The sequence below is a fragment of the Microbispora sp. H13382 genome, assembly GCF_014161445.1.
In the GTDB taxonomy this organism is placed as follows: Bacteria; Actinomycetota; Actinomycetes; order Streptosporangiales; family Streptosporangiaceae; genus Microbispora.
This window is the reverse complement of the sequence record NZ_JABBXA010000007.1, coordinates 264,492-285,819: the sequence shown is the minus strand read 5'-3', so window position 1 is coordinate 285,819 and position 21,328 is coordinate 264,492. Positions and strand designations below refer to the sequence as shown.

Here is a 21,328-nt window from a genome sequence, read left to right as displayed (position 1 = left end):
GTCCGAAATCAGAGGAGGCGCAGGTTCACCGCGTCGGCGAGCGCGCGCCGCCCGGCGTCGCTCAGGTGCAGGTGATCACCCGAGTCGTACGAGAGGGCCAGTTGCTCGGGGAACTCGGGGTCGCGCACGGCCCGGTCGAAGTCGAGCACGCCGTCGAACGCCCCGCTCGTGCGGATCCAGGTGTTCAGCCGCTGCCTGATCTCCTCACGCTCCGGGGTCCAGGTGCCGAAGCCGTAGAACGGGGTGAGCGTGGCGCCCAGCACCTTGACCTTGCGGGCGTGCGCCTCGCGGATCAGCCGCTTGTACCCGTACACGATGGGTTTGATCGAGGTGTACGCACCCCGGGAGATGTCGTTGATCCCCTCGTAGACCACCACCGTGCGCACCCCCGGCTGGGACAGCGCGTCGCGGTAGAACCGGGTGACGCCGCTCGGGCCGACGTTGGGCCGCAGCAGCCGGTTCCCGGAGATGCCGGCGTTGAGCACCCCCATCCGCCGCGACGGCGCCTCGTGGGCCAGCCGCTGCCGCAGATAGTCGGTCCACCGGCGGTTGGCGTCGACGGCCTGGCCCGCGCCGTCGGTGATCGAGTCGCCGAACGCGACCACAGAACCGATCGTGGCCGCGCCCGCCTCCACCGCGAGGCGGTCGAGGAAGTACCACTGCGTGCTGGTGTAGGTGAAGCCCTCGCCGCTCTCCTCGGCCGTGTGGTCACCCGGGTCCGACAGATAGGTGGTGCTGTAGGCGCGTTCGTGCCCGGTGACCCCGTCGACCGTGCCGGGCAGGTGGAGGCTGACGACGACGGCGGAGCCGCCGGCGATCCGGCCGGGGATCGGGTCGCTCCAGACGGCCTGGCCCGGCGCCACCTTCACCGCCGCGCGCCCGCGGAAGGTCACCGGCCGGTTGGTGCCCGTGAGGATCTCCGCGCCGTACGCCTGGACGCCCACGTGGACGTTCGCGAACGTCACCGGCGCCGCGCCGAAGAGGTTGGACAGGCGAAGGCGCATCCCGCTGCCGCCGATGCTGGCACGCACGACCATGCGCACGGTCTGCCCGCCGAGTGCCGCCGGGACGCGGTAGGTCGAGGTGGTCCACGAGCCGACCAGGCGCCGCCGTACGGGCGCCTCACCGCCGGGCCGCGGCGCGGCCTTCCGGTGTCCGCCAACCGCCGCGGGTCTCAGCGCGGCGGAGGACGTGGGGTGCCGCCGGGCGGTCGCGGCTGTGGGGGACTCCGCGTGGACGGGCGCCGTGGGGAGCGCCACGGTCGTGCCGCTGACGGCGAGGGCGAGAGCGGCCATGGTCAACCGGTGAGCCGGCCGTGCCATCCGGGTCCTCCATGTGGGGTGTCGCTGCCTGGGGCGGGGTCCGTGGCGGCGGCGATCCCGATCGTCGCACCGGATCCGATGATCGAGAAGCCTCCGCGACGCCATACATTACGGCTGTTTGACGAACACTGGGTGAGAACTTGCCCGTCAGGCGCGGCGGTCGATCCCATTCTGGTTGAATCTTGACTGTAGCGTTGACCGTTCTCCGAGCCGTTTGACGTCCTGGAGGACCAGACGGATGCTCCCGTCCACGCGTGACGACGACGTCCCGGCGGCCCGGCCGCCCGCCCGCCGGCGTGGTTCGCTGGCCGCGCCCGCCCTCGCGGGCGTGGGGGCGGCCGTGGCGAGCGCTCTCGGCACCTCGCTCGACATCTGGACGCTGCCGGTGCCCGCCCGGGTGGCGATCACCGTGGTGGTGGCGGCGCTTGTCGGCACCCTGACCTGGGCCACGCTCGCGCCCCAGTCCGCGGAGTCCGGCCGGCGGGCGGCGAGGGGGACGCCGCCGCCCGCCGAGCTGCCGCCGGTCATCGCGCACTTCACTGGGCGGCGTGAGGTGCTCGCCGAGCTGCGCGAGCGGTTCGGCGCCCGGAACCGTCCTTCCGCGGGCGACCAGGACGCTCCGCTGGTCGTGTCGCTCTACGGGCGGGCCGGCGTCGGTAAATCGGCGCTGGCCACGCGGTTCGCCCACGAGGTGATCGGCGAGTTCCCCGACGGCCAGCTCTACTTCGACCTGCGGGGCGCGGACGGGGCGGTGCGGCCCGAGGAGGTGCTCGCCGCGTTCCTGCGGTCCCTCGGTGTCCGGCTGACCACCGATCCCGGCGGCATCACTGAGCTGCAGAAGCTCTGGTGGACGTGGACCAAGGACCGGCGCGTCCTGATATTCCTCGACAACGCGCAGAGCGGTGAGCAGGTCAGGGTTCTGATCCCGCCCGAACCGGGCTGCGCCGTGATCGTCACGTCCCGGCAGCCGCTGTTCCTGCGCAACCGCTACGACCGGCAGCTCGCCGTCTTCACCGAGGCGCAGGGGGTCGAGCTGCTCGCCCGGCTCGCCGGAGACGAGCGCGTCGCCGCCGACCTCGACTCCGCCCTCGCGATCGTACGGCTGTGCGATCGGCTGCCGCTCGCCATCAGCATCTGCGGCGGCCGCCTGGCGACCAGGGAGCGGTGGTCCCTGCGGGAACTGGCCGACCGGCTCGCCGACGAGCGGCGCAGGCTCGGTCAGCTGGAGGTCGGCACGCAGATCGACCGCAGCGTGCGGGCCTCGCTGCAGCTCAGCTACGACGACTGCACCGGCATCCAGCGCCGGTTGCTGCGCCTGCTCGGCCTGCTGCCCGCGCCGGACGTGCAGGCGTGGGTGGCGGGCGACCTGCTCGGCGCCTCGGAGCTCGACGGCGCCGACCAGCTGGAGGCCCTGGTCGACGCGCAGCTGGCCGAGTGCTCGGGCCGGGACGCCGTCGGCCGGATGCGCTACCGCCTGCACGACCTGGTCCGGCTGTTCGCCAGTGAGGTCGCCGTACGGGAGGAGCCCGAGGACCGCCGCCGCGCCGCCATCGAGCGGGTCCTGTACGGCTACCGCCGCCGGGCGGAGAGCGCCGCCACCGAGCGCTGGCCGCAGGACTGGCGGCGGCGCGGCATGCGCTCCGGCGCCGAGAGCGGAGAAAGCGGCGAGGTCTCCTCGGCTGCCTGGTTCACGGCCGAACGGCTCGCCCTGCTGTCCGCCGTCCACATGGCCGGGTCGCAGGAGCTGTGGGACCTCGCCTGGGCGACCGGGCGCGCCTTCTGCTCGCTGTGTCACTCGCTGCGCGCCTACTGGTCCGACTGGCGGGAGGTCGCCGACCTGGTCTGCGAGGCCGCCGAGCGCACCGGCGACTCCAGGGCCGTGGGGATCGCGCTGATGGAACGGGCGGCGGTCGTCGGCGGCAGCGGGAGATCCGCCGCGGCGAGGGCGGACGCAGAGCGGGCGCTGGAGATCTTCACCGGTCTGGGGGAGTCGTGGTGGGCGGCGCGGGCCATGCGGACGGTCGGGATGACGCTGTTCGGCGAGGGGAACCTCGACCGCGGGCAGGGGTACCTCACCGGCGCGATCACCGCGTTCAAAGCCGAGGACGACCGCTGGTGGCAGGCGCGCACCCAGCGCAACCTGGCCGAGCTGCGCCTGGCCCAGGGCAGGCTCGCCGAGGCGAGGCAACTCCTGGAGGACTCTCTCGCGGTCTTCGAGAGCGGGGGCAACCGCTATTCGGAGGCGCAGACCCAGCGGGTGCTCGGGGAGGTGCTGGCCGCCGAGGCTCGCGAACTGCTGAAGGACGGGGACGCCGCGGCGGCCGAACGGAGGTTCGTCCTTGCGGGCAACGCGCTGCGCTTCGCCATCCGGGCGTTCCACGAGCGTGGGGAGGAGTGGGAGGAGGCCCGCTGCCTGCGCGCCGCGGGCGAGATCGGCGACCCGCACAACGGCCTGCGCGAGTACGCCGGGGTGCGCCTGGCGAAGGAGACGCTCGAGAAGCTGGGGGACCCCTGGGGCGTGGCCAGGACCCGGTCCTCCGAGGGCGCGGCGCTGGCCAGGCTGGGCCGCGCCGACGAGGCGGTCGCCGCGCTGCGCGAGGCCGTGGGCGAGTTCGCGGAGCTGGGCGACCGCTGGTGGCAGGCACGCGGCCTGCGCACGCTCGGCGAGGTGCTGCTGGAGGCGGGCCGCAGGGAGGAAGCGCACGAGCCCGTCGCCGAGGCCTTGGAGATCTACCGCAGCCTCGGCAACGAAACCGGCGTCTCGCGCGCCCAGGCCCTGCTCGACCGCGTCACCCGGACCTGACCCGACGCTCGCGACCGCCGCGGGCGCGGTGCTCGAGCCTCCTCAGGTGCGGAAGGGACCTTGAGACATGTAGCGGTATCGATGCGACAGCGGGTGCAGACCTTCACTCTGCACTCATCTTTCCGTCATAGAGGGACGGATAGGCTCGGCAGGATGAATGCATACGAGCGTTGGATTGTGCTGCGAGGCGCGGCTAACGTACGCGACCTCGGGGGTCTGCCGACCGCGGACGGCGGGACCACGGTGTCCGGCCGGATCCTGCGGGCCGACAACCTGCAGGGCCTGACCGAGGATGACGTCGCGCTGCTCGTGGGCGACCTCAAGCTGCGGCACGTGGTCGACCTGCGATCGGAGACCGAGGTACGCCTGGAGGGGCCCGGCCCGCTGACCCTGCTGCCGGAGGTCGGCATCCACCACCACAGCCTGTTCGCGGAGGGCGGGCGCCTCACCGACGTCGAGGCCGACACCGTCGACGACAGGGCGCTGCCGTGGCAGGGGGAGCGCGACGAGAAGGACCTGGCCGAGCTCCGCGTGACCGGCTACTACTACGGCTACCTGCGCGATCGGCCCGACTCCGTGGTGACCGCCCTGCGCGTGCTCGCCCGTGACGACGGCATGGCCGTGGTGCACTGTGCGGCGGGCAAGGACCGCACCGGCGTGGTCTGCGCCCTGGCGCTCGCCGTGGCGGGCGCCACCCGGGAGGCGATCATCGAGGACTACGTCGCCACCGGCGAACGTCTGGAGGGCATCCTCGCCCGGCTGCGCGCCAGCCACACCTACCGCGCGGACCTCGACGCGAAGCCGGCCGACAGCCACCTGCCGCGGCCGGAGTACATGGACCAGTTCCTGACGACGCTGGACGCCCGGTTCGGCGGCGCCCTCGGCTGGCTGCGCACCCACGGCTGGACGGACACCGACACCGAGGCACTGCGCGGCCGCCTGCGCGACTGACAGCGATGACGTGGACGGGGCCCGGGTCGGACGAGGGTCTCCCCGCCCGTCGACCGTGACGACCTGGCCGGTGACGTGGTTGCCGGCCGTGAGGAACAGGGCCGCGGCGGCCCGGTGGCTACTCCTCCCGCTGAGGGAGGGGCACCACCTGGCCGCGGGTGGCCGACAGGACCGCGGCCTCGAGGACGGCGATGGTCTCGGCCGCGTCGTCCGGCTCGACCGGGGGCGCGGCGCCATCCCGCAGGCAGGCCACGACGCCCTCGTAGAACCGCTGGTACGCCCCGGGTTCGGTGCGGACCTGGCGGGCGTCGCCCTCCACCCCCAGCGTGCCCCAGTGCTCGGAGGGCTCGGCGCCCCAGCCCGCCTCCTCGCCGGGGCCCCCGCCCGGGCGCTCGCCCGCGCGCAGGCGCTCCTCCTGCGGGTCCAGTCCCCACTTGACGTACGACGCGCGGGAGCCGAGCACCCGGAACCTCGGGCCGAGGTTCGCGGCGACCGCGCTCATCCACAGGTGAGACCGGGTCCCGTTCCGGTGGGTCAGCGCGACGAACGCGTCGTCGTCGTTGCGCACCCCGGCCCGCCTGACGTCGGTCTCCGCGTACACGTGGGAGACCGGCCCGAACAGCCGCAGCGCCTGGTCCACCAGGTGGCTGCCGAGGTCGTAGAGGGTGCCGCCGATCTCCTCGGGGCCGCCCGACTCGCGCCAGCCGCCCTTGGGCGCCGGCCGCCACCGCTCGAACCGCGACTCGAACCGGTGGACCTCGCCCAGCTCGGGCAGCAGCCGGCGCAGCGTCAGGAAGTCGCCGTCCCAGCGCCTGTTCTGGAAGACCGTCAGCATCAGCCCGTGGTCGCGCGCGAGCCGTACGAGGTCGCGAGCCTCGGCGGCGGTGCCGGCCAGCGGCTTGTCGACGACCACGGGAAGACCGGCCTTCAGCGCCTCGGCCGCCAGCGGCACGTGGGTGCGGTTCGGCGTCGCGATCACCACGAGATCGCAGCGGTCCCACAGGGCCTGCGCGGCCGGGACGACGTCCGCACCGGGATGGTCCGCGCGGACGCGCTCGGCTCTGGCCGGGTCGCGGGTGACGACGGCGGTCAGGCGCAGTCCCGGCGTGGCGGCGATCAACGGCGCGTGGAAGAAGGATCCGGCCGGACCGAAACCGGCCAGTCCGACACGGATTTCGGGGGCGTCGGAGAGCGACATGGAGGGAGGTGGTCCTTTTTATTCGGATGCTCAGGGGGCGCCGTTCGCGGTTCCCCGGCGCTCAGCCGTCGCGGTCGTCCCGCTCGGCGAGGAACGCCTCGAACTGGGCGGCGAGTTCGTCACCGGTGGGCATCTGCGTCTCCTCGGCCAGCAGGCTCTCCCGTTCGGCGCCTGACTGGAACGCGTCGTACTGCTGCTCCAGGCCGCGGATCGCGCCGGCCAGCTCCTCGGACGCCGCGATCTGCTCCTCGATCTCGGTGTTGGTCTTGTCGGCCGCGTCCCTGAGGGCGTCCATGGGGAACACCAGCCCGGTGCCCCGGGTGACGGCCTCCAGCGCCGTCACCGCGGCCTGCGGATACTCCGCCTGGGCGAGGTAGTGGGGCACGTGGATCGCGTAGCCGAGCGCGTCGTGGCCCTTGGCCCCGAGGCGGAACTCGATGAGCGCGGCGAGGCTCCCCGGCACGCGGACCTTGCCGAACGGGCTGGTCTGCCCGTGCACGAGGTCGGGACGCGTGGCGTGGGCCGTCAGGCCGAGCGGCCGGGTGTGCGGGACGCCCATCGGGATCCCGTGCACGGTCACGAGCCTGCCGGCGTTGAGCCGGGTCACCAGCATGCCGACGGCCTCGGTGAACAGCTCCCACTCCCGGTCCGGCTCCGGGCCGCTCATGATGAGGAACGGCGTGCCGGTGACGTCCTTGGTCAGGTAGACGGCGAGCTCAGGAGTGTCGTAGTCACTCCAGTGATCGGTGTCGAAGGTCATCGGCGGGCGGCGTGACCGGTAGTCGATCAGCCGGTCCACGTCGAAGGTCGCGATGACCCGGTGCTCCAGTTCGGCGAGGAGGTGCCCCAGGGCCAGCCGCCCGGCGGCACCGGCGTCGACGAACCCCTCGAAGTGGTAGAGCAGCACCGGATCGGTCAGCTCGGGCAGGTCCCCGTCGAGCCGATAGAGATCCGTGGGGTCGGACACGTGTCCCAGCCTTTCTCACGAAGTCTTTACCTACTGAACCTACGGGATCCCCGGTCGATTCCGTGCTCGACACCGTGCTCGCTGCAGGGGCGGTAGCGGCGACCCTACCGTTGGACTATGGGGAACATGGACCCGGACCCGGAGCTGGAGGAGTTCGCCACCAGGCTTTTCGACCTCGCGAGGTCGGGGCGGGCCGAGGCGCTGTGCGCCTACGTCGACGCGGGCGTGCCGGTGAACCTGCGCAACCAGAAGGGCGACACCCTGCTCATGCTGGCGGCCTACCACGGGCACGCGGCCACGGTCCGCGCCCTGGGCGAGCGGGGCGCGGACCCGGATCTCGCCAACGACCGCGGGCAGACCCCGCTCGCCGGGGCGGTGTTCAAGAAGGAGCCCGAGGTGGTGCGGGCGTTGCTGGAGCTGGGAGCCGACCGCTACGCCGGGACGCCGTCGGCCGTCGACGCCGCACGCATGTTCGGGGACGCGGAGATCGTCACGCTTCTGGAGGGCTGAACCGGCCGAGCCGACCCGGCTGACTGGTGTGTCCGTAATTAGGGGAGGTCTGGCGTCGTCCAACCGGTAGGACCATGCTTGTCGGATGGCTACTGCGAAAGCGGATTCCCTCAGCGGGCGCCCCCTCCGCCTTCCCTCCCTCACCTGCCCCTTCCCGAGTGCGGTGAACCCGCACGTCGACGAGGTGAACCGGGACACGCTGGCCTGGCTGGCCGCCTCCGGTATGATCGCCGACGACGACCAGTTCGAGCGTTTCCGGCTCGCCCACTACGGATGGCTCGGTGCCCGGACCTACCCGTACGCCTCCCGGGAGCTGTGCCAGCTCGTCACGGACTGGTGCGTGTGGCTGTTCGCGTTCGACGACGCCTACTGCGAGTCGGACCGGCGGGCGGCCGAGATCGCCCGGGCCCTGCCCCAGCTCTACGGCGTCGTCGAGGAGCACGCGGAACCGGTCGACAACGTCTTCGCCCGGGCGCTGCTCGACATCAGGACCAGGATCGCCGCCCACGCCACCGCCGACCAGCTCGACCGCTGGTGCGCGATGACCAAGGACTACCTGTTCGCGCAGGTGTGGGAGGCCGCCAACCGGGAGGACGACGTCGTCCCCACGATCGACGACTACATCTTCATGCGCCGCAGGACCGGCGCGATGCTGACCGTCTTCGCCCTGATCGACGTGGCCGCCGAGGTCCGCCTCACCGTGGACGAGTGGCGCGACCCGGTCGTGCACGAGATGACCGAGCACGCCAACGACGTGGTCGTCTGGGACAACGACCTCATCTCGTACGCCAAGGAGCGGGGTGAGGCGAACATCCGCAACAACCTCGTCAGCGTGCTCGTCGGGCACACCGGCTGCACGGTCCAGGAGGCGATGGACCGGATCGGCGCGATGCGCGACGAGGCGGTGGCCGCGATGGCGGCGCTCACCCCGGCCACCGAGGCGCTCGGCTCGCCCGCGGTCGACGCGTACGTGAACGGCCTGAAGTACTGGATCAGCGGCAGCGTGGACTACTCGCTGACCAGCTCACGGTACGTCGGCGCGTGGCAGTGATCTCTGCCGGGACCCCCGCCGGTTGATCCGGGGCCCGGTCAGTCCAGGTGGAAGTCGTCGAGATCGTCCAGCGCGTACTCGACGAGGTCGCCCAGGCTGTACCGGGCTCCGACGGTGTAGGCCTCCTCGTAGGCGGCGTCGCCGATCAGCTTCTTGCACTCCTTGACGCACTGTTCGTGCTCGGTGGTGAAGAAAGGCGACCCGAACTGCGGCAGCCCGAAGGTCCGCCAGTTGGCCTGGGCCGCCCCGAGAAGGACCGCCGTCCGCTCCGGGTCGCCGGCCTCCAGGCTCAGCGTGGCGAGGTTGTCCACGCACAGGACGATGCCGAGCACGTCGTGGAAGTGCCGCTTGATGCGCAGCGACTCCTTGCACGCCACCAGCGCCTCGTCGCGCCGGCCGGTGGCCCGGTGCACCAGGGAGGAGACGTACCAGGCGTAGGAGCGCAGCCACAGCTCACCGCGTTCCTGGCAGACCTGCAGGCAGTCGACCAGCAGCGTCTCCGCCTCCGCGAACTCGCCCTGCGCGAGCAGCACCATGGACAGCTCGACGATCGCCGGCAGCAGGCCCGGGTTCAGCTCCCGTCCGCCGCGGTGGAACTCGATCGCGACGCCGAGCAGCGCGGTGGCCTTCTTCGCGTCGCCCTGCAGCATGGCCGCGGTGCCCTGCATCTTGGTCGCGAGCAGCACCGCGCCCGAGTCGCCCACGCGTACCGCGTCGGTGCTGCACTGCTCGGCCGCGCCGAGCGCGCCCGCCATGTCGCCCTGGGCGCTGCGGATGTAGGCCAGCACCCACAGGGCCTTGCAGCGCTCCTTGCTCGGCGAGGGGCTGGCCTTGAGCGCGCGGTCCAGGTAGACCACGCCCTCGCGGGCGAAACCGCAGGCGACCCACAGGAACCACAGGGCCGACAGCAGCTCCAGGCCGACGCGCTCCTCGCCCGGAGTCGACAGGCAGAAGTCGAGCGCGACGCGGATGTTGTCGTGCTCCTGGCGCATCCGCGTGTACCAGTGGACCTGGCGCGGGCCCGACCACGAGTGCTCGCTGCGCTCGGCGAGCTGGAGGTAGTAGTCGCGGTGGCGGCGCCGCAGGTCCTGCGTCTCGCCGAGCTTGTCCAGCCACTCGCCGCCGTACTGCCGCAGCGTGTCGATCAGCCGGTAGCGCTGGCCCGCCGGGGTGGGGAAGCTCAGCAGGACCGACTTGTCGACCAGGCCGCCGATCACGTCGAGGATCCGCTCGGAGGGCAGGGCGTCGCCGGCGCAGACCTGCCGGGCTCCGTCCAGCTCGAAGTCGCCGGCGAACACCGACAGCCGCGCCCACAACAGCCGCTCGGCCGGCTCGCACAGCTCGTGGCTCCAGCCGATCGCCGCGCGGAGCGTCTGGTGCCGCGGCAGCGCCGTACGGCTGGCCCCGGCGAGCAGGCTGAACCGGTCGGCGAGCAGGGCGAGGATCTGCTCGACCGACAGCGTGCGCAGGCGTACGGCGGCCAGCTCGATGGCCAGGGGGATCCCGTCGAGGCGGCGGCACAGCTCGGCGACGGCCGTGATGTTGTCCTCGTCCACCACGAAGTCGGGCACGACGGCGGAGGCCCGCGCGCCGAACAGCTCGACGGCCTCGTTGGTGAACGGGCTCTCCGAGGGGTTGTCGCCGGGCACCGACAGCGGTGGCACGGCGGCCGTGTACTCGCCCGGCGCGTTCAGAGACCGCCGGCTCGTCGCGAGGATGCGCAGGTGCGGCGCCGTGCCGAGCAGGTCCTGGGTGAGCCGGGCGCACGCGTCGACCAGGTGCTCGCAGGTGTCCAGGATGAGCAGGAGCTCCCGGTCGGCGAGCCACTCGGTGAGGGTGTCGGAGCCCTCACGCGGCGACTGGTCGGCGATGCCGAGCGCGGCCGTGATCGTGTGGTACACCATCGCCGGGTCCTGCAGCCGGGCCAGGTCGACGTACCAGACGCCGTCCCGGAACTGCCGCCGCACCTGGTGCGCGAGACGCAGCGCCGTGCGGGACTTGCCGACCCCGCCGATGCCCGTGACGGTGACCAGCCGGTGCTCCTGCAGTCTCTGTCTGAGTGACGCGAGCAATCGCGTCCGCCCGACGAAGCTGGTCAGCTCCACGGGCAGGTTGCCCTCTTGCCGCCATCCTGCTGGCGTTGCCATGCCGCCTCACGGGGGGTTCGTCCGGCGTGCTCCCTGCTCCCGCATCGTACCTTTGGGTGCGGTTGGCTGTCTGGTGGTACGAGCGTGACCTTTGCCCGGCGGCGAGACGGGCGAAATCTCCCCTCCGGGGAAGGAGCCCGGCGCGCCGCCCACGGTGGCCGCACCGGCTCCACGGCACGCGGCGATGCCAGTAGCATTGGGTGCGTGAGTGCGCAGCATCCGGATGACATGCGTCCGGTGGACCTCTTCGACGAGGGGCTGCCGGTGCTGCCTGACCAGACGAGCGACGACACCGATCTCGGGTGGGGCGAATGGCGCTCTGACTCCAACGTCTCCCGCCTGCTGGAGGAACGCCCCCCTCACTGGGACTAGTGCCTCTCCCGCCGGTCTTCGCCCCGTCGCGTCGCCCAGAGCGGCACCGCCAGCTCGAACCAGACGGCCTTTCCCCTGCGCGTCGGGCGCACGCCCCAGTCGCGGGACAGGGATTCGACGATCAGCAGGCCCCGGCCGCCCTCGTCGTCCGGTGACCTGTCGCGGGCCCGCAGCGGAACGCGGGCCTCGTCCTCGACCTCGCACCGCAGGACGCCGTCCCGCAGCAGGAGCGTGAGGATCGGCTCCCCCCGACCATGTCCCAGGACGTTGGCGACCAGCTCACTGACGAGCAGTTCGGCCACATCGGGCACCTCGCCGTCCGCGCTGCCCGCCCAATCGCGCAGCGCGGCGCGGACGAACCGGCGCGCCCGGCCCGTTGAGGACCCGTCGGTGGGGAGGACCCAGGAGGCCCGGCGGGCCTTCGGCATGCCGTCGTCCGTTACGTCGTCCGGCGCCGCCGGGAGCCGTTCCCCCGGCAAGGCGCCGTCCGGCCGCCGCGCCATGGGGACGAGCGTGGTCACGCCCATGAACTCACGCGGCCTGTGCACAGCAGGCCCGGTGTGGGAGCAGGCTCCGGCCGTCGGGCAGGAGTTCGCCGGTGTCCTCGAACACGACGACACCGTTGCAGAGCAGCCCCCACCCCTGCTCGGGGTGGAAGGCCACGAGACGGGCGGCGTCGTGGTCGGGGGCGTACGCGGGCGGGCACGGCGGGGTGTGTGGGCACATGCGTGTCACCTCGATCCCTCAGCAGACGGCGGACAGTTCGCGAAGAGCCGGTTCTGGCCGGGCGACCAGGCGGAGCAGGCGGCCGAGCGCGGCGTTGACGCTCAAAGGCCGTTCGAGCATCAGGTTGTGGCCGGTCTCCGGCAGCACCACGAGGCGGGCCGAAGGCAGGGCGCGCGCGATCGCCTCGCTGTGCCCGGCCGGCGTGACGAGGTCGTCGCCGCCGGCCAAGATCAGGGTGGGGATCTCCCGCAGCGCCGCGAGCGCGGCGAACCCGTCGTACGCCATCAGGGCCGGGTAGAAATCCCGGAACACCTGCGCGGGGGCGGAGCAGATGAGCCGGACGGCGGCCTCCCGCACGTCCGACGGCGCCTGGGAGGTGAAGGAGTAGCGCCGCACCAGCAGGTGCACGATCTCGTCCACGGCGTGGCGCCCGGGGCGGGGCGGGTCGTCGCCGAGCAGCCTGAGCAGCGCCGGCACCAGCGGACGCAGCAGCCGCGCGCCGTACGCCGGGAGGCCCAGGGTGACGCCGTCCAGCCCGCCGGCCGAGGTCGCCAGCAGCGCGACGCCCGTGATCCGCCGGCCGAACAGCTCCGGGTGCGCCTGTGCCAACGCCATGATCGTCATGCCGCCCATCGAGTGTCCCACCAGGACCACCGGCCCCGCCGGGACGACCTCGTCGAGGATCCGATGGAGATCGCGGCCGAGCTGCGCGATTGTGGCCGACCCCGCGACGCCCCGGCCCGACCGGTTGTGACCACGCTGGTCGTACGTCACCACACGGGCTTTGCCGGCGAAGGCCGTCCGCTGGTTCTCCCAGCAGTCCAGGCACGAGGACAGGCCGTGGCAGAAGACGATCGTCGTCTCGGCGCCGGCGGGGCCGTCCACCATGACGTACAGCTCCACCCCGTCGTCGGCCACGACGATCCGGGACGTGCCGCCGGCCCGCTCCGGGCCCGCGCCGGCCCTGCCCGGCATCGGCGCGGCCGAGCCCCGGCCGGTGGCCTCGCCGGCCCACGCCTCGTGGCTGTCGGTCAGCATCGCCCGCCTCCTTCCAGCCTCGGGTGATCTCACCCACCGCGCGGTCGCCCGCTGACACTTCCCACGATGGCCTCTGGGGGCCACGCCGTCTGCGCTGGCAGCACCCATCTCAAGGGCGTGGGCACGGCACCCTGGCATGCCAGCTAGCTGCAATGACACGGACGTGCTCCGATGTCACTGTGAATACGTGCCCCTGCGGTGTCTCATCGTGGACGACAGCGACCACTTCAAGGAGGCCGCCCGCCTGTTGCTGGAGGCGGACGGCGTCGCTGTCGTCGGTTCCGCGTCCACGATCGCCGAGGCGCTCGGCCGGTTCGGCGAGCTCCGGCCTGACGTCGTGCTGGTCGACATCGACCTGGGCGAGGAGAACGGATTCGACCTGGCCCGGCGTCTGCACGAAGCGGGCGGCGGGGAGCCGCCGCCGGTGATCCTGATCTCGACGTACGACGAGCAGGATTTCGCCGAGCTCATCGCGACCAGCCCGGCCGTCGCCTTCCTGTCGAAGCCGTTCCTGTCGGGACGGGCCATCGGCGAGATCCTGCGGGGCGCGGAGGCCTGAGCCGGCCCCGTGAATCGGGCCGGGCCGGCGACATCGGGCCGGTCTCAGGGGGCGTGATCAGGGGGCGCCATCAGCGGGCGTCATCAGCGGGCGTCATCAGCGGGCGTCGAGGAACGCGAGCACCGCGAGCACGCGGCGGTGGTCGTCCTCCGTCTCCGGCAGCCGCAGCCTCGACATGATGCTGCGCACGTGCTTTTCGACCGTGCCCTCGGTGATCCAGAGTTTGTGCGCGATCCCCGCGTTCGAGCGGCCCTCCGCCATGAGGGAGAGCACCTCGCGCTCACGCTGGGTCAGCTCCTCCAGCGGATCACGCCGGCGGCGCGCGTTGAACAGCTCGGCCACGAGGCTGGGGTCGACGACCGAGCCGCCGTGGACGATGCGCTGGAGCGTCTCGACGAAGTCGGACAGCGCGGTCACCCGGCTCTTGAGCAGGTAGCCGACCCGGTGCCCGGTGGCGAGCAGCTCCATCGCCTGCTCGACCTCGACGTGCGCCGACAGCAGGAGGATGCCCACCTCGGGAAACTCCGCCCGGATGACCTTGGCCGCCTCGACGCCTTCCGTGGCGTGCGCCGGAGGCATCCGGATGTCGACGATGGCCAGGTCCGGACGGCGTTCCCGCACGAGGGCGAGCAGCTCGGCCGCGTTTCCCGCCTGGCCGGCGACCTCGAACCCCGATCGCTCCAGCAAGCTGGCCAGCCCCTCGCGCAGCAGGACGTCGTCGTCCGCGAGCACCACTCGCGTCGGAGTCTCGTCCACCGCTCTGCCGCCTTCTTCGCATGCCGGGGCTGTCGGTCAGGCATGGCGAGCGACGGCGTTGACCTGGGCTTTCGTCCGTACCCCTATCCGCCGAGCGGGAGTAATGTGGCCTTGTGCGCGCGCGGTTGCTGTCGTTGCTGCTACGCGCGAGCCGCCCGCCCCTCCTGTGGGGCATCCTGACGGGCGCCGCATGCGTGGCAGCCGAGACGTTCATGTCCCTTGCGCTGGCGCAGGTGGCGCCCACCAGCGCCCTGGACGTAGTTTACCTGGTCGGCGTTCTCGTGGTCGCGTACCTGTGGGGCCTGCCGCTCGGCATACTGACCGCGCTGGCGAGCGGCTTCGTCTATGACTTCTTCCTGGTGGAGCCCGTCAACCGGATCACTGTCTTCAGCTCCTGGACGTGGATGCCGCTGCTGATCTTCCTGGTCGTCGGGGTGCTGGTCAGCGTCGCCGCCGTGCTGATGCGAGCGCTGCTCATCGAGGCGGAGGAACGCCGCCGCGAAGCCGATCTCGACGCCAGGACGGCCCGGCTCCTCCTGCGGGCCGAACATCTGGGCTCGGCGCTGCCGATCGTGGCCCGGCGCCTGGCGCAGGGACTCGGTCTGCCGTTCCTGGCCATCGAACTCGGGCCGGTCGGTGACGACCCGCGCCACACCGCGCTGCCGCTGACCGAGGACGGTGCCGGGATCGGCACGCTCGTCGCGCCCGCAGACCTGCCGACGGCCACGATGCGACGCCTGCGGGAGCGGGTGGTGCCCTCGCTGGAAGCGGTGCTGGTTGCGGCGCGCGACCGCGAGGCCATCAGCACCGCCCTGGCGGTGAGCCGGGACGAGCTCGCCAGGATCGCCGAGGAGCAGGCCGCCCTGCGAAGGGTCGCCACCCTGGTCGCGCGGGGGGTCTCGCCGACGGAGATCTTCGGCGCCGTCGCACGTGAGATGGGCCTGATCGTTAAGGCGGACCTCACCGCGATCGAACGCTACGAGCCCGACCGGACGGTCGTCCTGGTGAGCTCCTGGAGCGCGTCGGACCGCGGCTCCCCGCCGCCGGTGGGCACGCGCCGCCCGCTCAGGGACAGTGGCCTGTCCGCCCTCGTCCTGCGGACGGGACGGCCCGGCAGGATGACGGTGGAGGAGGGAGCAGCCGGAGAACTGGACGGGCGGGCCGAGGACAAGGAGATCACCTCCGCGGTCGCCAGCCCCATCGTCGTCGAGGCGCGCCTGTGGGGCGTGATGATCGCCTTCTTCCGCGCTCGGGAGCCGCAGCCGGAAGGGGTCGAGGAGCGCATGCGGGACTTCACCGAACTCGTCGCCACCGCGATCTCCAACGCCCAGGCCCGCGACGAGCTCGCCGCCTCGCGCGCCCGCGTCGTCGCGGCCTCGGACGAGACCCGGCACCGGATCGAACGCGATCTGCACGACGGAGCCCAGCAGCGCCTCGTCTCCCTGGGGCTGCAGTTGCGCATGGCGGAGACCGCCGTGCCGCCGGATCTGCCGAAGCTCAAGGAACAGCTGTCCCACACGGCGGAGGGCCTGACGCTGGTGCTGGATGACCTGCGAGAGCTGTCGCGCGGCATCCACCCGGCGATCCTGTCCAAAGGAGGCCTTGGACCGGCTCTGAAGATGCTCGCGCGCCGTTCGGCCGTCCCCGTCGAGCTGAACGTACGGGTCGACGGACGCCTGCCGGAGCGGGTCGAGGTGGCGGTCTACTACATCGTCTCCGAGTGCCTGACGAACGTGGCCAAGCACGCGCGGGCCTCGCTGGTGTGCGTCGAGGTCGAGGCGGCGGGCGACGCGGCGAGGGTCTGGATCCGCGACAACGGGAAAGGAGGCGCCGACCCGGGCAGGGGTTCCGGGCTGATCGGCCTCATCGACCGGGTGCAGGCGCTCGGCGGTGCGATCGAGGTCACCAGCCCGATCGGCCACGGCACCGCGCTGACAGCCGTGATCCCGGTCGGCGACGGCTGACGGAGCGGTCACTCCCCCCGGCCGGGCGGAGGACCGGCGAGCGGCAGGCGGACGACGAAGCGGGCGCCGCCCTCCGCCGCGTCCTCCACGCCGATGGTCCCGCCGTGCGCTCGCACGATCTCCCGCGCGATGGTCAGGCCCAGGCCCGAGCCGCCCCGGCCGCGGCCACGGGACTCCTCCAGCCGGGTGAACGGCTCGAACACCCTCTCCCGGTCGGCCTCGGCGACGCCGCCTCCGTCGTCGGAGACGGCGAGCTCCGCGTGGGCGTCCTCCTGGCGCACCTCCACCAGCACCCTGCTCCTGGCATGGCGTTGCGCGTTGTCCAGGAGGTTGCCCAGCAGGCGGTGGATCTCGTGCTCGACGGCGTGGACCGCCACGCCGGGGATGAGCCGGAGCAGCACCGGTGACCGGTGCGCCCGGCAGGAGACCTCCGTCCGCACCAGCTCGGCCAGGTCGGCCGCTCTTCTCCCGAGGGGCGGCTTCGCCCCCGCCTTCAGGAGCAGCAGCAGGTCGGATACGACCGCCTGCAGACGGTCCACGTCTCTCAGCGAGCAATCGACGAGCTCGGTGACGTCGGTCTCGGCGGGGTGCAGCCGGGCCTCCTCCAACTGCGCCCGCAGCCCGGCGAGCGGGGTGAGCAACTCGTGCGAGGCGCCGGCCAGGAACCGGCGCCGCTGCTCGGCCCTGCGATCCAAGCACGTTCCGGCGTCCGCGAGCCCCGCCGGCATTCTCTCTGCGGCGTGTACCGGCAGAGCGGCCTCGTCCTCGCCGGGAAAGGCGGGGCCGCGGGTGCTCGGATCACCGGTGGCGGCGGGGTCGTGGTGGCACATGACGCTCATCGGGACGCTGCCGTCGGTGTCGCGGCCCCCGCAGGCCCGCCCCGGCCGTGAGGCGGCGTGCGGCGCCCGCGAGGCGGCGCGAGCGCCTTCGGAGAAGGCGCCCGGCCAGGCCAGGGAGCGGTCGGGTCCGGGAGTGTCCTCGGCACCTGGTCACCTCCGACTGCGGTCGTGGTGCTGTCGCGTTCTCGAACGTCCGGCGGGGCCGTACGGCTGTGGCCGATCGAGGACCACCACGCCGGGCGTGAGGGACGTCGGCCCGGATGTCCCGGGCGGCTTCGATACCACCCTGTTCCTGCCGGCGCCGTCCTGTCTGCGCTGGCAGCCTCCATTCCCGTCCCACCGTCAGCCGTCCCCGGGCCTTCCTGCTAGCTGGAATGCCCGGGGACGCGCGGAGTCCCGTCAGGACACGACGTCCCGGCGCCGGAAGCGGCGGAACGCCAGGGCGACGAGGATCACCGAGTAGGTCACGGAGACCGCCACGCCCTTCACCATGCCGCTGTAGTCGGGCTCGGGCGCGAGCGCGTCGAGCCACGCGGTGTTCCAGAAGGTGGGCAGGAACTCGCGCAGCGAACCCAGCGCCTCGACCGCCTGCAGGATGGTGCTGACGATCACCAGGCCGACCGCCCCGCCGACCGCGCCGAGCGGGGAGTCGGTGCCCACCGACAGCAGGAAGGCGACCGAGGCCACCACCAGCTGGCTGACCAGGGCGTACCCGATCACGACGGCGAACTTGGGCAGCACGTCGGCGGCGGGGATCACCTCGCCGGTCCCCGGAACGGTGATGTCGTTCCACCCGAAGGCCAGCGTGCCGGCGAGCAGGGCCATCAGCGGGAGCACGGTCACCGCGGCGGCCGAGTACGTCAGCGCCACCACCAGCTTCTGGCGCAGCAGCCGGTCGCGGGGCACCGGCGCCGCGAGCAGGTAGCGCAGCGACGACCAGTTCGCCTCGCTCGCCACCGTGTCGCCGCAGAACAGGGCCACGGCGACGACCAGCAGGAAGTTGGCCGACACCGACAGGGCGAAGGCCGCGAAGTTGAGCCCGCCCGCCGTGGCGAGGTCCGACAGCCGCAGGCTGCTCTGACCCTGCCCGGCCGGCCCGAACTGGAACGCCACCACCAGGACCCACGGCAGGGCGAGCAGCACGCCGAACATCCCCATGGTCCGGCGCCGCCGCAACTGCCGCACGAACTCCACGCGGAGCGGCAGCGTGCGCCCCGGCGCGTAGCCGGGCGCCCGGCCCCCCGCGTCGCCCCCGCGCGTGTCCGGTCCGTCCTGGGCGACCGGCGCGGCGCGTCCGTCGGCGGGGACGTCTCCGGTCAGGTCCGTGGCCGGTCGATTCGGGCTCAACGGCTCTCTCCGATCAGGTCGAGGAACACGTCCTCCAGACGTGGCCCGCCGCCGTTGACGGCCGCCGCGGTGCCGAGCAGGTCGCCGACCGGCCCGGCCGACACCAGCCGCCCGCGGTGCATGACGACGACGTGGCTGCAGGTCTGCTCGACCTCGGCGAGCAGGTGGCTGGAGACGATGACGGTGCGCCCCCGCTCGGCGTACGCCCTGAGCACCCGGCGCATCTCGGCGATCTGCGGCGGGTCGAGGCCGTTCGTCGGCTCGTCCAGCACGAGCAGGTCGGGGAGGCCGAGCATGGCCTGCGCGATGGCCAGGCGCTGGCGCATGCCCTGGGAGTAGGTGCGCACCGCGCGCTCCAGCGCCACGCCGAGCCCGGCGATCTCCAGCGCCTCCTCCATGTGGGCGTCCTGCGGCGGCCGTCCCGTGGCCTGCCAGTACAGCTCCAGGTTGGCCCGCCCGGACAGGTGCGGCAGGAAGCCGGGCCCCTCGACGAACGAGCCCAGTCGCGACAGCACCGGAGCGCCCGGGCGAACGCGGTGGCCGAAGATCCGGATCTCGCCCTCGTCGGGGTGGATGAGGCCCATGAGCATGCGCATCGTGGTGGTCTTGCCCGCGCCGTTCGGCCCGAGCAGGCCGAGCACCTGGCCCTTCTCCACCCGGAACGACAGGTCGTCGACCGCCTTCTCTCCGTTGCGGTAGCGCTTGCCCAGCCCGCTGATCACCAAGGGCACCCCGGCCGACTCGGCGTCAGGGGCGTCGCCCGCGTGCGTGCCGCGCCTGGCCCTGCCGGTCAGCAGGAGCACGGCGGCGGCCACGATCGCGACGAGCGGCAGGGCCCACGTCCACCACGCGGGGCCGGTGGCGGGCGTCCGCAGCGCAGCGTCCCCGGGCAGCTCCAGCGCGGGGGTGTCGAGCGCGACCCGGTAGACCGCGGGGGCGGCGGGCGTCGCGTACCCGAGGTCGGTGGTGGACACCACCAGCCGCATCCTGTGCCCGGCGTCGAAACGCCGGTCGATGGCCGGAAGCGTCACGGTGACCGGCGTGCCCGCCTCGCTCGCGGTGACCCGCAGCGGCGCGACCAGGCTCGACGGGAGCACCGGCAGCGCCCCCCCGGAGACGTCGTAGAGCTTGGCGAACAACGTGGCCTCGCCCGTGCCGTACACCCTGATCGTGATGGTCGGGCTGCCGGTGACCTGCGTGGGTTTGGCCAGCGGGGCGGACTCGAAGACGGCCGCCTGGCCGGGCATGTCCAGCGCGATCGACCCGCCGCCGGTGCCGCCGAGCAGCCCGCCGAGGCCGGGGACCGCCGAGATCGACGCGGGTGACCCGCCCGCCGGGTTGGCGATCGGCTGCTGGGGGCCGTCGAGGGCGACGGTCGTCCGCTCCCCGCCCGTCAGACCCGGGTAGCGGTCCCCGGTCGCGTGCAGGAGCACGGGCCGGCGCGTGCCCGGGTCGCGCCCGCCGTCCCTGGTCACGGTGAACGCGGCGGAGCCGCCGTCACCCGTCGGGGAGCCCGTCCCCTTGAGGTAGCGGTCGAACCAGCCGGTCGTACGGCCGGACAGCCAGTCGGCCTCGCCGTCGCCGCCGTCGTGGCCGCCGTTGAACCAGGCGACCTCGACCGGAGCGCCGGTGGCGGCGATGGCGCGGGCGTTGGCGTCGGCGTGCGAGAGCGGGAACAGCGAGTCATGCTGGCCCTGGAGCAGCAGTGTCGGCACCTTGATCCTGCCGGGCACCGAGACCGGGCTCGACCGCCGAAGGAGGTCGACCGCATCCTGGGTGGCCCGGCCGGTCTCGGCCACCTTCTGGTACATCTCGCAGATCTGCGGCAGGAACCGCCCGCACCGCACCTGGTCGGGCCCGGGCGTCGCCGGGCCTGCCTGTCCGGCCCCCTGCCTGGCCCCCTGTCCGGCCTCCCGGCCCCCGGATCCGCCGGGCGGCTGCGCGGCCGCGCCGGCGAGGCCGGCGAGACCGCCCGCGCCGGAGCCGCCGCCCGGGGCCAGCCGGTCGGCGGCGGAGGTGAAGAAGATGCCGGCCCACATCTTCTTGAACACGCCGTTCACCGGCCCCTTGCCCGAGGCGTCGGGGAAGAGCGCGTCGGCGAGGTCGTACCAGGTGATCTGGGGGACGATCGCGTCGACCCGGCTGTCGTAGGCCGCGGTCATCAGCGCGATCGCGCCGCCGTAGGAGCCGCCGGCGATCCCGACGCGCGGGTCGCCCGGGGCGTCGAGACGCACCTCGGGCCGCCGGGCCAGCCAGTCGATCAGCCCCCGCACGTCCTTGACCTCGTAGTCGGGGGAGTTGAGCGCGATCTGCCCGGTCGAGCGGCCGAACCCGCGCGCCGACCAGGTGAGCACGGCGTAGCCCTGCCCCGCGAGCCGTCCCGCCTGCTCGCGCACGCTCTCCTTGCTGCCGCCGAAGCCGTGGGCGAGCAGCACCGCAGGAGCCCTGCCGCCGGAGGCGGGGGGATAGAAGGTGGCGTCGAGGTCGACGCGCTGGTCGTCCGACGGTCCGTCCATGACGGGGATGACCAGGTCACGATCCTTCACCACGGGGTCGGAGGGCCACAGAGCCCACGTCACGCCTGCGGCCATCAGGATGACCAGCGAGACCACGATCGCGAGGGCACGCCGCCCACCCGGGAAAGCCATGTCGAGATGCTACTCGTCACTCCTGAGAGACAGCTGAGGAGCCCGCCGCGCCTGTGGATGACCGTGCCTCGCCCGTCCGCACCCGAGCAGAGGTACGAATCGTGATGATGGATCGGGGTAATCCCTGATT

At 72.8% G+C, this 21,328-nt stretch carries 18 protein-coding genes and 1 pseudogene; 7 read left to right on the top strand and 12 right to left on the bottom strand.

The annotated features are described in order from the left end of the window. Positions 1 to 8: 8 nt before the first annotated feature. Positions 9 to 1,322 carry an SGNH/GDSL hydrolase family protein gene (locus HHX41_RS17115; RefSeq protein WP_182906728.1) on the bottom strand — a complete coding sequence of 438 codons (1,314 nt, stop codon included), beginning with the start codon at positions 1,320 to 1,322 and terminating at the stop codon, positions 9 to 11. Between the two features lie 238 nt (positions 1,323 to 1,560). Between HHX41_RS17115 and HHX41_RS17110 the strand changes: the two genes are divergently transcribed. After that, positions 1,561 to 4,125 (top strand): tetratricopeptide repeat protein, encoded by a 2,565-nt coding sequence (locus tag HHX41_RS17110; protein ID WP_182906727.1) that lies wholly within the window; start codon positions 1,561 to 1,563, stop codon positions 4,123 to 4,125. 153 nt (positions 4,126 to 4,278) lie between these two features. Continuing rightward, entirely contained in the window at positions 4,279 to 5,076 is a 798-nt protein-coding gene (locus HHX41_RS17105) for a tyrosine-protein phosphatase (RefSeq protein WP_182906726.1), read from the top strand. A 118-nt stretch (positions 5,077 to 5,194) separates the two neighbouring features. Here HHX41_RS17105 and HHX41_RS17100 read toward each other — a convergent pair whose 3' ends face one another. Continuing rightward, positions 5,195 to 6,274 (bottom strand): Gfo/Idh/MocA family oxidoreductase, encoded by a 1,080-nt coding sequence (locus HHX41_RS17100; RefSeq protein ID WP_182906725.1) that lies wholly within the window; start codon positions 6,272 to 6,274, stop codon positions 5,195 to 5,197. A 61-nt stretch (positions 6,275 to 6,335) separates the two neighbouring features. Beyond that, complete coding sequence (locus tag HHX41_RS17095) at positions 6,336 to 7,241, bottom strand: proteasome assembly chaperone family protein (protein WP_182906724.1); 906 nt, start codon at positions 7,239 to 7,241, stop codon at positions 6,336 to 6,338. A gap of 117 nt (positions 7,242 to 7,358) precedes the next feature. On the opposite strand from HHX41_RS17095, the gene HHX41_RS17090 reads away from it, so the two are divergent. After that, positions 7,359 to 7,751 carry an ankyrin repeat domain-containing protein gene (locus HHX41_RS17090; RefSeq protein ID WP_182906723.1) on the top strand — a complete coding sequence of 131 codons (393 nt, stop codon included), beginning with the start codon at positions 7,359 to 7,361 and terminating at the stop codon, positions 7,749 to 7,751. An 85-nt stretch (positions 7,752 to 7,836) separates the two neighbouring features. Continuing rightward, positions 7,837 to 8,802: a 4-epi-cubebol synthase gene (locus HHX41_RS17085; RefSeq protein WP_182906722.1), complete on the top strand. Its 966-nt coding sequence runs from the start codon at positions 7,837 to 7,839 to the stop codon at positions 8,800 to 8,802. A 38-nt stretch (positions 8,803 to 8,840) separates the two neighbouring features. Here the strand turns inward: HHX41_RS17085 and HHX41_RS17080 are convergent, their stop codons facing one another. Further along, entirely contained in the window at positions 8,841 to 10,949 is a 2,109-nt protein-coding gene (locus tag HHX41_RS17080; RefSeq protein WP_182906721.1) for an AAA family ATPase, read from the bottom strand. Between the two features lie 204 nt (positions 10,950 to 11,153). Here HHX41_RS17080 and HHX41_RS17075 point away from each other — a divergent pair, with 204 nt between their 5' ends. After that, positions 11,154 to 11,321 (top strand): hypothetical protein, encoded by a 168-nt coding sequence (locus HHX41_RS17075; protein ID WP_169979848.1) that lies wholly within the window; start codon positions 11,154 to 11,156, stop codon positions 11,319 to 11,321. Here HHX41_RS17075 and HHX41_RS17070 read toward each other — a convergent pair. Genes HHX41_RS17070 through HHX41_RS17060 form a run of 3 tightly spaced genes read right to left on the bottom strand, consistent with a single transcriptional unit; the run spans position 11,318 to position 13,085 of the window. Beyond that, positions 11,318 to 11,869 (bottom strand): ATP-binding protein, encoded by a 552-nt coding sequence (locus HHX41_RS17070; protein ID WP_182906720.1) that lies wholly within the window; start codon positions 11,867 to 11,869, stop codon positions 11,318 to 11,320. The two genes, HHX41_RS17075 and HHX41_RS17070, sit on opposite strands and share 4 nt — an antisense overlap. Continuing rightward, complete coding sequence (locus HHX41_RS17065) at positions 11,853 to 12,047, bottom strand: DUF5999 family protein (protein WP_169980039.1); 195 nt, start codon at positions 12,045 to 12,047, stop codon at positions 11,853 to 11,855. Before HHX41_RS17065 ends, HHX41_RS17070 begins: the two co-directional genes overlap by 17 nt. An 18-nt stretch (positions 12,048 to 12,065) precedes the next feature. Continuing rightward, positions 12,066 to 13,085, bottom strand: a complete 1,020-nt coding sequence (locus tag HHX41_RS17060; RefSeq protein ID WP_169980041.1) for an alpha/beta fold hydrolase — start codon at positions 13,083 to 13,085, stop codon at positions 12,066 to 12,068. Positions 13,086 to 13,272: 187 nt separating this feature from the next. On the opposite strand from HHX41_RS17060, the gene HHX41_RS17055 reads away from it, so the two are divergent. Then, positions 13,273 to 13,644, top strand: a complete 372-nt coding sequence (locus HHX41_RS17055; protein ID WP_220504123.1) for a response regulator transcription factor — start codon at positions 13,273 to 13,275, stop codon at positions 13,642 to 13,644. A gap of 96 nt (positions 13,645 to 13,740) precedes the next feature. Here HHX41_RS17055 and HHX41_RS17050 read toward each other — a convergent pair whose 3' ends face one another. Then, positions 13,741 to 14,400, bottom strand: a complete 660-nt coding sequence (locus tag HHX41_RS17050; RefSeq protein WP_182906718.1) for a response regulator transcription factor — start codon at positions 14,398 to 14,400, stop codon at positions 13,741 to 13,743. Positions 14,401 to 14,513: 113 nt separating this feature from the next. Here HHX41_RS17050 and HHX41_RS17045 point away from each other — a divergent pair, with 113 nt between their 5' ends. After that, on the top strand, positions 14,514 to 16,364 hold the full coding sequence (locus HHX41_RS17045) for a DUF4118 domain-containing protein (protein ID WP_182906717.1): 1,851 nt from the start codon (positions 14,514 to 14,516) through the stop codon (positions 16,362 to 16,364). Positions 16,365 to 16,372: 8 nt separating this feature from the next. Here HHX41_RS17045 and HHX41_RS17040 read toward each other — a convergent pair whose 3' ends face one another. From HHX41_RS17040 to HHX41_RS17030, 4 genes and pseudogenes are all read right to left on the bottom strand, one after another. Continuing rightward, entirely contained in the window at positions 16,373 to 16,861 is a 489-nt protein-coding gene (locus HHX41_RS17040) for a sensor histidine kinase (protein ID WP_396794718.1), read from the bottom strand. Between the two features lie 3 nt (positions 16,862 to 16,864). Further along, positions 16,865 to 17,092 (bottom strand): annotated as a pseudogene (locus HHX41_RS42330) (histidine kinase dimerization/phospho-acceptor domain-containing protein); the annotation flags it as partial. A 510-nt stretch (positions 17,093 to 17,602) separates the two neighbouring features. Next, entirely contained in the window at positions 17,603 to 18,550 is a 948-nt protein-coding gene (locus HHX41_RS17035) for an ABC transporter permease (protein WP_310742030.1), read from the bottom strand. Continuing rightward, positions 18,547 to 21,198, bottom strand: coding sequence for an alpha/beta fold hydrolase (locus HHX41_RS17030; protein WP_182906715.1), 2,652 nt, complete (start codon positions 21,196 to 21,198; stop codon positions 18,547 to 18,549). The genes HHX41_RS17035 and HHX41_RS17030 overlap by 4 nt, the downstream gene beginning before the upstream one ends. Positions 21,199 to 21,328 lie beyond the last annotated feature (130 nt).